The organism is Saccharopolyspora kobensis, assembly GCF_900108315.1.
Taxonomy (GTDB): domain Bacteria; phylum Actinomycetota; class Actinomycetes; order Mycobacteriales; family Pseudonocardiaceae; genus Saccharopolyspora; species Saccharopolyspora kobensis.
On sequence record NZ_FNVB01000013.1, the window covers coordinates 81,784 to 94,708 of the forward strand.

The following is a 12,925-nucleotide window of genomic DNA, read 5'->3' on the forward strand; positions in this document are numbered from 1 at the left end:
GCGTCGCGACGACCGCTCCCGGGGGCCTCGGCGATGGACAGGAGACCAGATGGCATCGGCACCCGCGGGCCCGGACCGCGTCGCGGTGCGCAAGGCCGCGTTCGCCAGCGCGGTCGGCAACACGATCGAGCTCTACGACTTCCTGATCTACGGCACCGCGGCCGCCGTGGTGTTCAACAAGCTGTTCTTCCCCTCCGGCGACCCGTGGGTGGGCGCGCTGCTGGCGTTCGCCACCTTCGGGGCCGGGTTCCTCGCCCGGCCGCTGGGCGCCGCGGTCATCGGCCACTTCGGCGACCTGGTGGGCCGCAAGCGGATGCTCGTGATCACCCTGAGCGTGACCGGTGTGTGCACCGCGCTGATCGGGTTGCTGCCCACCTACGACCAGGTCGGCGTGTGGGCGCCGCTGCTGCTCGTGACGTTGCGCGTGGTCCAGGGCTTCTTCCTCGGCGGGGAGCAGGGCGGCGCGGTGCTGATGGCGGTGGAGCACGCCCCGCCGCACCGGCACGGCTGGTACGGCGGGTGGACGTTCCTGGGCTCGCCGACCGGGATGTTCCTGGCCACCGGCGCGTTCGCCGGGGCCACCGCCATCTCCGGCGACCAGTTCCTCACCTGGGGGTGGCGACTGCCGTTCCTGGTGAGCCTCGTGCTGGTCGGAGTCGGCCTGTACGTGAGGCTGCGGCTGGCCGAGAGCCCGGAGTTCGCGAAGATCCGCCAGCGCGGCGAGCGCGCCAGGCTGCCGGTCGCCGAGGCGTTCGCGCGCTCCTGGCGGCAGATCGTGCTGTCGGCCGGGGTCAACCTGGGCTTCAACACGTTCATCTTCATCCTGACCACGTTCCTGCTGACCTACGGCACCGAGAAGCTGGGCGCGACCCGCGACCTGATGCTGCTGGGCAGCCTGTGCGGATCGGCCGCGCAGATCGCCGGAATCCTGCTGTTCTCCCACCTCTCGGACCGCCTCGGCCGCACCCAGGTCATGCTCGGCGGCGGGATCTTCCTCGCGGTGTACGCCTTCCCGATGTTCTGGCTGCTGGACACCGCGAACCCGGCGCTGATCGTGCTGGCGATGACCCTCGGCTACGCCGGTTCGGCGGCGGTGTTCGGGCCGATGGCGGCGTTCTGCGCCGAGCTGTTCGCCACGAAGGTCCGCTACACCGGGGTGTCCCTGGGCTACCAGAGCGGCTCGGTGCTCGGCGGCGGGCTGTCGCCGGTGGTGGCGACGGCGCTGCTGAGCTCCTCCGGCGGGGCGTCCTGGCCCATCGCCGCGTACCTGGTGGTCGGTGCGCTGATCACGGTGATCTGCCTGGTGATCACCGGCGAGCCGACGAGGTGGGCCGAGTCCGAGCAGGAGTGAGCTGCGGGGCCGTCAGATCGGCTGGGTGAGGTTCACCGCGTTGCCGTCCGGGTCCTTGACGTGCGCCACGCGCTGGCCCCACGGCATGTCGTTGGGCGGCCCCAGCACCTCGCCGCCGGCCGGCGCGACCCGTGCCAGCACCTCGTCGACATCGTCGACGAAGAAGTTGAGCAGGACCCGGCCCGGCTCGCCGGGTTCGGCCGCGTCGTCCTGGACGAGCCCGAGCCCGGCGCCGCGGACCTGCAGGCCGAGGAAGAAGACGGTGCCCTCGGCTGGCACGCGCGAGCTCTCCTCGGCGCCGAACACCGCCCGGTAGAAGCCCTGCAAGCGATCGATGTCCGACGTGATGATGATCGGTTCGATGGTCATCGGAGTCCTTTGCGGTTCGCGCGGGCCACGGCCCGCGAACGGTCCTTCCGGAAGTTGGACTCGGGTTGCGCCCGGAACTCACCGCCGACTCCGCCGTGACAGGAAGGTTCCCATGCTCGCACCGGCGTGACAGGGAAGTTCCCCTGCGCAGGCCCGCGCCGGGATGACAGGAAGGTTCCCATGCTCGCATCTCGGTGACAGGAAGGTTCCCATGCTCGCGCTCGCGGGCGTGCGGATGACAGGAAGGTTCCCATGCTCCCGCCCGCGCCGCGGTCAGGTGGCGTAGAGCTGGTCGATGATGTCGGCGTACTTCTCGTGGATCACGCGGCGCTTGAGCTTCAGCGTCGGGGTCAGCTCGCCGCCCTCGACGCCCCACGAGTGGGCGAGGATCCGGTACTGCTTGACCTGTTCCGGCCGGTTCAGCCGGGCGTTCGCGGCAGCCACCGCGGTGGCCACTTCGGACTGGACCGCCGGGTGCTCGGCCAGTTCGCGCAGGGAGGTGAAGGAGATCCCGCGCTCGCGCGCCCACTTCGGCGCCGCGTCCTCGTCGAGCACCAGGAGCGCGACCAGGTAGGGGCGGCGGTCGCCGAACACCAGCGCGTGGCCGAGCAGCGGGTGCGCGCGCAGCGCGTTCTCGACCGCGGTGGGCGCGATGTTCTTGCCGCCTGCGGAGATGATCAGCTCCTTCTTGCGGTCGGTGATGCTCAGGAAACCGTCCTCGTCGAGGACTCCGATGTCACCGGTGCGCAGCCACCCGTCGGCATCGGCGGCCGGGCGGATCACCCCGTCCGGTTCGAGGTAGCCCGCGCACACCAGCGGGCCGCGCACCAGCACTTCGCCGTCGTCGCCGATCCGCACCTCCACTCCGGGAACCGCGCGGCCCACCGTGCCGGGGCGGTTGGCCCCCGCGTGGTTGGTGGTCGCGCAGCCGGACGTCTCGGTCATGCCCCACAGCTCGAAGATGTCCACGCCGATGGTGCTGAACAGCTCCACCAGCTCCCGGTCGATCGGGGCGGCGCCGCTGGCCGGCCACGTGGCGCGGTCGAGCCCGAGCCGGGAGCGCAGCCGCCGCGCTTGCGAGGCGCGCTGCTCGGCCGGGATGTCGCGGAGCGCGGCGGCGAGCTTCTCCCAGATCCTCGGGACGGCGAAGAACAGCGCCGGCCGGGCGCGGGCCAGCGTCGCGGGCAGCTGCTTCGGATCGGCGCAGAAGTGCACGTGGGCGACGTCGTGGATGGCCGCGTAGATCCCCACCATGCGCTCGGCGATGTGGGCCAGCGGCAGGTAGCAGATCCGCGCCGCGTGCCGTTCGGCTCGCGTGGCCTGGTGCAGGGACGCCGCGGCGAAGCAGATGTTGCGGTGGGTCAGCACCACGCCCTTCTGCTCGCCCGTGGTGCCGGAGGTGTAGAGGATCGCGGCCGGGTCCGCCGGGCTGGTCGCCGCCGAGGCTCGCTGCACCAGCTCGGGATCTTCGCGCAAGCGCTGCACGCCGAGCGCCCGGAGCCGGTCCCACGTCCGGAACCGCTCGTCGGCCGAGACCATCACCTGCTCGTCGAGCACCGCGACGTGCTCGATGGCGGAGGCGTTGCGCAGTGTCTTCGACCAGCGGCGCAGCTGATCGGCTCCGTCGAGCACCACGATCCTGGCGCGGCTGTGGTGGGCGATGTAGTGCACCTGGTCCTGGCTGAGCGTGGGGTAGAGGGTGCTGGGCACGGCGCCGAGGTGGGTGGCCGCCACGTCGATCAGCCAGTGCTCGAGCCGGTTCGGCACCATGATCAGCACGGTCTGGCCGCGTTGCAGGCCGAGCGCGGCGAGACCGGCGGCCAGCACCTGGACCTCCTGCTGGGCCTGCTCCCAGGTCAGCGTCCGATCGCCGTCGGTCAGCGCGGGCTGCTGCGGGAACTGCGCGACGTTGCGCGAGAACAACTGCGGGACAGTCGTCTCCAGCGCTGCGGTCGCCCATGCTTCCGAATGGCTCATCGCGGCTGAGCTCCCCTCGACGCACCCGGTGCGACGTGATGGTCGTCACGCGATGAAACCGCACGGGAGGCCGGGTTGGCCAGCGGCCGAGCCTTCAATCGCCCAGCAGGCTCAACGATCCTTTCCGTTCGCGTCGCGCTGCGCAGCGGTGCCGGTGCGGTGGCCCGGGCCGTTTCCGCTGGTGGCGGCCCGTGAGTGCTTTGCGGTGCTATGACACCCCAAAACGCGCACGGCTCCTGACCAGCTGAAACGGAAGGTCTTTCAGTACCGGGCGGCTCAGACGTGGTCGCGGATGACGTCGTTGACGGCCCGCTGGAACCCGTTGACCAGCACCTGGATCGTCAGCGGGCGCAGCTGGTCGGTCGTGGCGCGGACCCGTTCCCGCTCGTCCTCCGGGCGGCCGCGCTCGACGTAGGGGCGCAGCACGTTCGCGGCGAACAGCTCGCGCAGCTCGGCGGCGATCTGCGCGGTGTGCTGCTCGACGATCGCCTTCGCCTGCACCAGCATCTCCGACGGCAGATCGAGGTCGAGGATCTGCAGCCCGACTCCGAGCATCGCCGGGCTGGGCGCCCGCAAGGCGGTGGAGCCCGGGATCCGCTGCAGGATGCCGAGGTCGATCAGCTGGTCGACCAGTTCGTCCTCCAGGTGCCGACCAGCGCGCCGGTCGAGCTCGTGGCGCTCCAGGTCTTCGGCGTGCTCGTCGGTCCACGGCGCTATGAGCGCGCGCTGCAGGGCGAGGTCATCGGGGGAGGCGTCCTCGGGCAGGCGCGCGAGGTGGCGTTCGATCGCCGACAGCGTGAAGCCGAGCGCCTGCAGCTCCCGGATGAGGTCGAGCCGCGCCAAGTGGTCGCCGCCGTAGAGGCCGAGTCGGCCGCGCAAGCGGGGCGGCGGCAGCAGACCGCGCGAGGAGTAGAACCGGACGGTCCGCACGGTGACTCCGGCGCGGGCGGCCAGTTCGTCGATGGTGAGCTCTTCGTCCGCAGTTCGGAGCATGCCCGCAACGGTACTCCTCAACTGCTGTAACACCAACGCTGTCATATACGGCAGGCCCTTGACCTGCTCCGACGCGCCCGCGCGGGCCTCGTCGCGGCCAGAGCGTCGAACTACCCGGTCCGCTCGACCAAGGAGGCCAGGTCCGTGCCCAGCAGGTGGTCCGGGAGCTCCGGATCCAGCGCGTAGAACCCGAAGCCGGTGAAGAACGCCTTGCGGCCCGAGTTATCCGAAGACTCGTCGGCCTTGAGGGCGATGTGCGAGCACCCGGCTTGCAGGGCTTCGGAGGCGAACCGGTGCAAGAGCTCGCGGCCGGCACCGCGCCGCCGCACGTCATCGGCAACGCAGATCCAGTCGAGCTTGCAGTGCGGAGGGGGGAGTTCGGCGAACTCCCCGAAGCGTTCGTTGTAGATGCGGCCCCCGTCGAACGTCGAGCCGCGAAAGCGTCCTTCGGCGAACCCGACGACCCGGCCGCCGTTCGCTTCCGCGACGAAGCACGGGTTGCCCGACAGGCGCCCCAGCAACAAGCCGGGGCTCGGCTGCCACCCCGCTGCTCGGTGCGTCTTCGGCGCGCGCTTCCCGAATTTCGATCACGGTTGGCCTCTCGTCAGCGATGCCTATATCGAGCGCCGCGCCGGGGCGTTACCCCAGGGGGACGCGCAGCCTCCTCCGCGGTGCTGAGCTCCGTGACTCGAATTCCCCTGCGGTGGCGGGCGAAAATGGCTGGAGGTGTTGGATAGTCTGATGTTTCACAGCTGCGAGACCGCCAGGTGCGGACCGCGTCTTCGTCATCCCGGCCAGGGCAGGGCGCTCTCGTGGTGCTTCCCTCGACTGGCGGTCGGATCGCCGAGGAACCAGCCGGCGCGGCGCTTTTGAGGGAAGGTGCGCACATGGTCGCGGTGGACGACCGCCGACGCTCGACGAGGTCCGGCCCCACCCGCTGGGTTTCGTGGACGTTGGCTTCAGCAGTCATGGCCGTCGGTCTGCTGGTCTGCGTCGGGGCGTCGACCGTGCTGTGGGCCAACTACGCGATCTACCCGGTCTCGGCTCCCGACATGAGCCACACCGTGCAGCCCGGCGAGGAAGTGATCGTCGCTGTGGCCGGTGGTCGCGACGTGCAGCGCGGTGACGTCGTCGTCTTCGACGGGTCGTCCTGGTCATTCGACGAGTCCTTCGTCAAGAGAGTCGTCGCGATCGGTGGGGACGCGGTCTCCTGCTGCGACCAGCACGGCCGGATCCAGGTCAACGGCACGTCGATCTCCGAGGACTACGTCCGCCACGACGATCCGTCGGGCGTGCAGGCCGAGCAGCTGCCGTTCGAGGAGGCCGTGCCCGAGGGCATGGTCTTCGTCCTCGGTGACTGGCGGGCGAACTCCGCGGACTCCCGGGTTCATCGCGACCAGGAAGGGCGGGGCAGCATCCCCGTTTCCGCGATCGCGGGACGGGTGGTGGGAATCCACGAGCCGTGGAGCACTCCGAGGGACGTGCCGACGACCTCGGCGTTCACCGATGTCGGCCTGGCCACGCCCGCTCCAGCGGATCAGCGCTATGCCTACTCGCTCTGGGCAGCACCCGCAGGCGCACTGCTCTGCGGGATCGCGTTCGTGTGGCTCCTGGTCCTCGCGGTGACCGCGCTCGTGCGCAGGACCCGACGAAGGGAGAGCCGTCTCCCGCGCTGAATGCGGCTCACTGGGTTCACCCGTTCGTCGGGTAACCGGTTGCGCTCGGTTCGCGATCAATGTTCGGTGAGGCGGCGCTGGGCCGCCCGGTTCAAAGCGAGGATCGGATGATGCGGGGGTTCACCGCTGTCCTGCTGGGCGCGTGCCTGGTGACGGCGGCCTGCGGTGGCGGCTCGGAATCGGCGGCGCAGCAGGTCGTCGACCAGTTCGTGCGCGATGGTCTGCCGGTGCCGCACCCGCGGGACAACTCGGAGCGGAGCTGCCCGCAGCTGGGCTGCGCGCAGCTGATCACGACCGACGTGGTGTCGGTGCTGTCCTTCGCGGACGAATCCGCGGCGACGCGGTTCGCCGCGCGGTTCGGCCCGGACGCCTTCAGCCGCGGCCCGATCGTCCTGCAGTACGCAGCCGCACGGACACCGGAGGACCGGCGGGCGCAGTTCGAATCGTCGTTGGAGGCGTTGCTGGAGTAGTGCCCGCTGGCTGTCCGGGGCAGGTTCTGAGCGATGCGCCAACGGTTTCCCGCATGCCACCACTTTCCTCCGCGATGCCATTGACTTCTACCAACGTCGAGCTTTCAAGGTGGTGTCATGACTGATCAGCAGATCCGGACGCGGCCGGTCTCCGCCGCCGCCCACCACGACGACGCGCAGGCCCGCATCGACAGCTGGTGGCTGTTGCCCACAGCGGAGGAGGCCGACGCGGCCGCTCGCCGCGCCCTGGAGGTGATGCCCCGGACGGACGGGCTGCTCCGGTTCTCGGTGCTGCGCGCTCCGGCGCAACCCGCGCTGTTCCTCCAATCGCTGTGGACCACCGCCGCGGCACGCGATCACTACGTTCAGCAGGTCGCGGCCGTTCCGAAGGCCGCCGTCGACGAGCGGGCTCCCGGCATCCAGCGGGATCGCGCGTTGACCGAGATCGTCGCGGTAGTCGGGCACCCCGAACCGGTCGCCGAGAAGTGGGTGACCCGGCGGATTCCCGTCGCCGAAGACGCTCGAGCGCTGGTGGACCGGGAGATCACCCGGCTGCGCGGCCAGGACGCGCCAGGTCTGGTCCGGGCCTCGATCGGGCTCGCTCGCGATGAGCACGGCGAACCGGTCGAGATCGTCGTCATCGAAGAGCGCAACGGGCCGACCGGAGACGTGCTCGCCTATCAACCGGTCGGAGCCGTCGCTCCTGCCCGCGAAACCTTGACGTCTGTTACACCAACTATGTAACACTAACTGCGTCGCGCTTCGTGTGCTGCGCGACACAGGCCGTCGAGAGGTGTGGCGTGACGCGAACAGGTGGACCGCTGGCCGGAGTCAAGGTCGTCGAACTGGCCGGGATCGGCCCGGCGCCGTTCTGCGCGATGCTGCTCGCCGACCTCGGAGCCGAGGTGGTGCGGGTGGACCGGCCGACGGCCTCCGGCGGCGAAGGCGATCTGCTCAACCGCGGCAAGCGGTCGGTGCAGGTCGACCTCAAGCACGAGCGCGGCGCGGAAGCCGTACTCGCCCTGGTCGAACAGGCCGATGTGCTGCTCGAAGGACTGCGGCCCGGCGTCACCGAGCGGCTGGGCGTGGGGCCGGAGCAGTGCTGGGTGGTCAACCCGCGACTCGTCTACGGGCGGATGACGGGCTGGGGCCAGCACGGGCCGCTGGCGCCCACCGCGGGTCACGACATCGACTACATCGCGCTCACCGGCATGCTGCACGCGATCGGCCGCCAGGGCGGCCCGCCGCAGGTACCGGCGAACCTGCTCGGCGACTTCGGCGGCGGCGCGATGTACCTGGCCGTCGGGGTGCTGGCGGCGCTGCTGGAAGCGCGCACGAGCGGCCGCGGGCAGGTCGTCGACGCGGCCATCGTGGACGGTGCCGCGCACCTCGGCGCGATGCTGTTCGGATTCCTGGGCACCGGTGGCTGGAAGACCGAGCGCGGCACGAACCTGCTGGACACCGGCGCCCCCTACTACGACGTCTACGAAACGGCCGACGGCGAGTACGTCTCGGTCGGCGCGCTGGAACCGCAGTTCTACGCCGAACTGGTGCAACGGCTGGGCGTGGCCGAGGTGGTGCCCGACCGCGACGACCCGGCGAACTGGCCGAGGCTGCGGGAGGTCTTCGCCGAGACCTTCCGGCAGCGCACCCGCCAAGAGTGGACCGAGCTGTTCGACGGCACCGACGCGTGCGTGGCCCCGGTGCTGTCCATGACCGAAGCCGCGGAACACCCGCACGTGGCGGCCCGCGAATCCCTGGTGCGCCGCGACGGCGTGCTGCAACCGGCGCCGGCCCCGCGCTTCAGCCGCACCCCGAACCCCGAGCCGGGACCGGTGGCGACACCCGGTTCGGACACCGAAGCCGTGGTGCGGGACTGGAAGATCCCGCAGGACCTGCTCGACTCGGGCGCCTTCGGCTCACAGCGCTGACCTGGGGCGCGGCGGGGAGGTGACAGGAAGGTTCCCATGCTCACCTCCGGCCGCGCCGCGGGCCGGATGACAGGAAGGTTCCCATGCTCGCACTGCGGTGCGGGCGCGGTGACAGGAAAGTTCCCATGCTCGCGCCGCGGTGCGGGCGCGGTTGACAGGAAGGTTCCCTTCCTCGCATGACCAGCACGGATCGAATGGAGGCGTGAACCGATGCGCAGGGAGTTGTTCGAGCCCGAGCACGAGGCGTTCCGCGAAACGGTGCGCACGTTCGTCAACAAGGAGCTCGTGCCGCACGTCGAGGAGTGGGAAGCCGCCGGGGTGGTCAGCCGGGACGCCTGGCTGGCGGCCGGTGCGCAGGGGCTGCTCGGCTTCGCCGTCGACGAGCGCTACGGCGGTGGTGGTGTCGACGACTTCCGGTTCAACGTCGTGTTCGACGAGGAGCTGGTCAACGCGGGTGTCTCCGGCTTCGGCTCGCCGCTGCACAACGACATCGTCGCGCCCTACCTGCTGGCGCTGGCCACCGAGGAGCAGAAGCAGCGCTGGCTGCCGGGCTTCTGCTCGGGCGAGACGATCACCGCGATCGCCATGACCGAACCCGGCGCGGGCAGCGACCTGCAGGGCATCCGCACCAGCGCGGTGCGCGACGGCGACGACTTCATCCTCAACGGGCAGAAGACCTTCATCACCAACGGCATCCTCGCCGACCTGGTGATCGTGGTGGCCCGCACCGATCCCGACGCCGGGCACGAGGGCATCAGCCTGCTGGTGGTCGAGCGCGGCATGCCCGGTTTCGAGCGCGGCCGCAACCTGGACAAGATCGGCCTGAAGTCGCAGGACACCGCGGAGCTGTTCTTCAACGACGTGCGAGTGCCCGCCACCAACCTGCTCGGCGAGGAGGGGCAGGGCTTCATCTACCTGATGCAGAACCTGCCGCAGGAGCGGCTGTCGATCGCGGTCGCCTCGGCTGCCATCGCCGAGAAGGTGCTGGGCGCGACCAAGGAGTACTGCAAGGACCGCACCGCGTTCGGCCGACCGATCGGCAAGTTCCAGCACGTCCGCTTCGAACTGGCGGAGATGGCCACCGAGGTCGAGATCGGCCGCGTGTTCACCGACCGCTGCGTGCAGGACCACGTGCGCGGTGAGCTCGACATCGAGCACGCCGCGATGGCGAAGTGGTGGCTCAGCGAGCTGAACAAGCGCGTGGTGGACCGCTGCCTGCAGCTGCACGGCGGCTACGGGTTCATGACGGAGTACCCGGTCGCCAAGGCGTTCCTGGATTCCCGCGTCCAGACCATCTACGGCGGCACCACCGAGATCATGAAGGAGATCATCGGACGCTCCATGGGGTTCTGACGACCAGCGGTGCTGCCGTGGTCGAAAGCGTTCGGGCAGCTGGTTGGACGTGCGTCTTCGGGCTTCACAGGCCAAAGACGCACGTCGATGATCACCTGCTTGGGCGCTGAGCATGGCTCCGGCCAGGCGCTGGGTCACCGAGCACACCGCACCGGATCCGCGACGACATCAACGTGCTGGCCTCGGATGTGCTCTGCTGACGACATCTGGGAGTCATTCCTTCACGAGCCCTGAAGGGGAATGCAACAGTCGCCCCATGGCGGCATACGACGGTGCGCGGGTTGAGATCTACGACGAGGTCTGGAGCGAGCCCGACGGACCGGAGACGGAGCTCAACCGCACCGTGTCGGTCTGGGGCCGCGCCGCCTCCGGCGCGTGGCTGACCCGCGAGGACGCGCAATGCCCGCTGGTCGAGGAGGACATCGACGTCCTGATGGAGAACGACGGCTACCTGTTCCTCAGCGAGGAGGGCAAGGAACAGCCGGTCGAACAGGTCTCCGCTGCCTTCCCCGGAGCCGACGTCCGCTACTACTCGGAGGACGAGGACGAAGAAGCCGGCGAACTGGACGTCGCAGGCGTGACGCCCGTCTTCGAGCTCGAATACTCGATGGACTTGCTCGTAGACGCTTGATGCCGCCCCTTCATGTGGCAGGTTCGATGTCATGGACTGGATCGTCGCTCCCGACGGCAACGGGCGGGCGCTGCCCGACGTCCTGCCGTCCCTGCTCGGCTCGCTGGGCGTGGCCGGGTTCACCGACACCATCGGCTTCCCGGAGTGCCGGAACGCCGCGGTGCTGCTGGTCGACGGGCTCGGCCACGACCTGCTGCGCGACCACGCCGCGGACGCCCCGTTCCTGGCGAGCCTGCTGACCCGGCCGCCGCTGACGGCCGGGTTCCCGACCACCACGGTCACCAGCATCACCTCGCTGGGCACCGGCCGGTGCGCCGGGGAGCACGGGATCGTCGGCTACACCTTCGCCGAACCGTCCGGCGGGCTGCTGCACCCGCTGAGCTGGTCATCGCGGGGTGACCGCCGGAGCCTGCTGGATCGCTGGCCGCCGGAGCAGGCGCAGCCCATGGCGACGGTGTTCGACCGCGCCGCGGCGGCCGGGGTCGACGTGCGGACCGCGGTGCCCGCCGAGTTCGAGGGCAGCGGCCTGACCCGCGCCGCGATGCGCGGCGCCGAGTTCCGCGGCCAGCGCGCGTTCGGCGACCTGGCCGCGGAGATGCTGGTCGCGCTCAACGCCGACGGCCCGGCACTGTGCTACGGCTACCACGGCCACCTCGACCTGCTCGGCCACGTGCACGGGCCGGGCTCGTTGCCGTGGCGGCTGCAGCTGACCCAGCTCGACGCCCTGGTGGCGATGCTCGCCGACCGGCTGCCGCCGGGCGCGGTGCTGGCGGTGACCGCCGACCACGGCATGGTCGAAGCCGACCCCGCCACCGCCTTCGACGCCGACACCGATCCGGTGCTGCGGGAAGGTGTCAGGATGCTCGGCGGCGAAGCGCGGGCCCGGCACGTCTACGCCGAACCCGGTGCGCTCGGCGACGTGCTCGCCGCCTGGCAGGAGCGGATCGGCGATCAGGGCCTCGTGCTGACCGGTGAGCAGGCGATCGACGAGGGCTGGTTCGGCCCGGTGGTCGCCGACCCGGTGCGCCCGCGCATCGGCGACGTGCTGGCGGTCATGCGGGATTCCGAGGTGATCCGGTCGGTGGCCGAGCCGGGCGAGGCCGCGCTGCGCGGCCAGCACGGATCGCTGACCGCCGCCGAGCAGCTGATCCCGCTGCTGGTGCTGGGCGGTTGACCAGTGGACGAGGGCTTGTTCGGGCCGCGCACCGTGACCTGGCACCTGCACGCGGATCCGGCGATGTGGATCGCCGGGATCTGCGGCCTCTACCTGCAGGCGCTGCACCCGCGAGCGGTGGCCGCCGTGGTGCAGAACTCGCGGTTCCAGGACGACCCGCTGGGGCGGCTCCAGCGCACCGGCGACTTCGTCGCCACCACGACCTACGGCACCACCGCCGAAGCCGAGACGGCGGCGGCGCGAGTTCGCGGCGTGCACCGCAAGCTGCGGGGCATCGACCGCCGGACCGGCGAGCAGATCAGGCTTGACGAACCCGAGCTGCTGCGCTGGGTGCACTGCGCGGAAGTCACGGCCTTCGCCGGGGTGGTGCGCCGCGCCGGCTTCCCGCTGACCACCGCCCAGCTGGACCAGTACTTCGACGAACAGCGCAGGTCGGCCGCACTGGTCGGGCTGGATCCCGCGGAAGTGCCCGGATCCGGCCGGGAGATGGCGGCCTACTTCGCGCGGATGCGACCGCAGCTGCGCCGCACCGACGATTCCGACCTGATCTACCGGTTCCTGCACCGCCCGTTCGCGCCGTGGTGGCTGCTCCCGGTGAACCTCGGCTACCTGCCGCTCGGGCACCTGGCGTACTCGGTCCTGCCGGACTGGGCGCGCCGCGTCCACGGTCGCCCGGCGTACCCAGCGCCGGTGGTCGCGGCCGGACTGCGCGGCTTCCGCGCGGCGGGACTGGCAGTCCCGGACCGGGTGCGCTTCCGCTACCCGGGCGACCACGTCCAGCGCGCGCTGGACCGGCTCGGCCAGGCGGCTGCGCCCACCGCCGGAGTCCCCAGCCGCCTGTGACGCCTTGAAAGCATGGGAACTTTCCTGTCACCGGACTGCGAGCATGGGAACCTTCCTGTCACGCCAGGCGTGCGGAGGTGCAGGAAGGGAATCTTCCTGCCATCCACCGGCGAGCGCGGTGGAGCATGGGAACCTTCCTGTCAGCCGAGCGCCGTTC

At 70.6% G+C, this 12,925-nt stretch carries 13 protein-coding genes; 9 read left to right on the top strand and 4 right to left on the bottom strand.

Annotation, left to right across the window (positions count from 1 at the left end; all coding sequences use genetic code 11):
* Positions 1 to 49 precede the first annotated feature (49 nt).
* Positions 50 to 1,351, top strand: a complete 1,302-nt coding sequence (locus C4T78_RS32900) for an MFS transporter (protein ID WP_093356999.1) — start codon at positions 50 to 52, stop codon at positions 1,349 to 1,351.
* Between the two features lie 12 nt (positions 1,352 to 1,363).
* Here the strand turns inward: C4T78_RS32900 and C4T78_RS32905 are convergent, their stop codons facing one another.
* The 4 genes from C4T78_RS32905 to C4T78_RS32920 form a co-directional block, all read right to left on the bottom strand.
* Complete coding sequence (locus C4T78_RS32905) at positions 1,364 to 1,720, bottom strand: VOC family protein (RefSeq protein WP_093357000.1); 357 nt, start codon at positions 1,718 to 1,720, stop codon at positions 1,364 to 1,366.
* A gap of 273 nt (positions 1,721 to 1,993) precedes the next feature.
* On the bottom strand, positions 1,994 to 3,697 hold the full coding sequence (locus C4T78_RS32910; protein ID WP_093357001.1) for an AMP-dependent synthetase/ligase: 1,704 nt from the start codon (positions 3,695 to 3,697) through the stop codon (positions 1,994 to 1,996).
* A 276-nt stretch (positions 3,698 to 3,973) separates the two neighbouring features.
* Positions 3,974 to 4,690, bottom strand: coding sequence for a MerR family transcriptional regulator (locus C4T78_RS32915; protein WP_093357003.1), 717 nt, complete (start codon positions 4,688 to 4,690; stop codon positions 3,974 to 3,976).
* 110 nt (positions 4,691 to 4,800) lie between these two features.
* A complete protein-coding gene (locus C4T78_RS32920; protein ID WP_093357004.1) occupies positions 4,801 to 5,214 on the bottom strand; it encodes a GNAT family N-acetyltransferase in 414 nt (137 codons plus the stop codon).
* Between the two features lie 363 nt (positions 5,215 to 5,577).
* Between C4T78_RS32920 and lepB the strand changes: the two genes are divergently transcribed.
* The 8 genes from lepB (at position 5,578) to C4T78_RS32960 (ending at position 12,768) form a co-directional block, all read left to right on the top strand.
* Positions 5,578 to 6,366 carry a signal peptidase I gene (gene lepB / locus C4T78_RS32925; RefSeq protein ID WP_093357006.1) on the top strand — a complete coding sequence of 263 codons (789 nt, stop codon included), beginning with the start codon at positions 5,578 to 5,580 and terminating at the stop codon, positions 6,364 to 6,366.
* Between the two features lie 110 nt (positions 6,367 to 6,476).
* Positions 6,477 to 6,836 carry a hypothetical protein gene (locus tag C4T78_RS32930; protein ID WP_143185997.1) on the top strand — a complete coding sequence of 120 codons (360 nt, stop codon included), beginning with the start codon at positions 6,477 to 6,479 and terminating at the stop codon, positions 6,834 to 6,836.
* A gap of 117 nt (positions 6,837 to 6,953) precedes the next feature.
* On the top strand, positions 6,954 to 7,580 hold the full coding sequence (locus C4T78_RS32935; RefSeq protein ID WP_093357008.1) for a hypothetical protein: 627 nt from the start codon (positions 6,954 to 6,956) through the stop codon (positions 7,578 to 7,580).
* Between the two features lie 56 nt (positions 7,581 to 7,636).
* Entirely contained in the window at positions 7,637 to 8,767 is a 1,131-nt protein-coding gene (locus C4T78_RS32940) for a CaiB/BaiF CoA transferase family protein (protein ID WP_093357010.1), read from the top strand.
* Between the two features lie 210 nt (positions 8,768 to 8,977).
* Positions 8,978 to 10,120, top strand: a complete 1,143-nt coding sequence (locus C4T78_RS32945) for an acyl-CoA dehydrogenase family protein (RefSeq protein WP_093357011.1) — start codon at positions 8,978 to 8,980, stop codon at positions 10,118 to 10,120.
* 256 nt (positions 10,121 to 10,376) lie between these two features.
* Complete coding sequence (locus C4T78_RS32950) at positions 10,377 to 10,751, top strand: hypothetical protein (protein WP_093357012.1); 375 nt, start codon at positions 10,377 to 10,379, stop codon at positions 10,749 to 10,751.
* A 31-nt stretch (positions 10,752 to 10,782) separates the two neighbouring features.
* A complete protein-coding gene (locus tag C4T78_RS32955; protein WP_093357013.1) occupies positions 10,783 to 11,925 on the top strand; it encodes an alkaline phosphatase family protein in 1,143 nt (380 codons plus the stop codon).
* Between the two features lie 3 nt (positions 11,926 to 11,928).
* Positions 11,929 to 12,768 carry an oxygenase MpaB family protein gene (locus tag C4T78_RS32960; RefSeq protein ID WP_093357015.1) on the top strand — a complete coding sequence of 280 codons (840 nt, stop codon included), beginning with the start codon at positions 11,929 to 11,931 and terminating at the stop codon, positions 12,766 to 12,768.
* Positions 12,769 to 12,925: the final 157 nt, after the last annotated feature.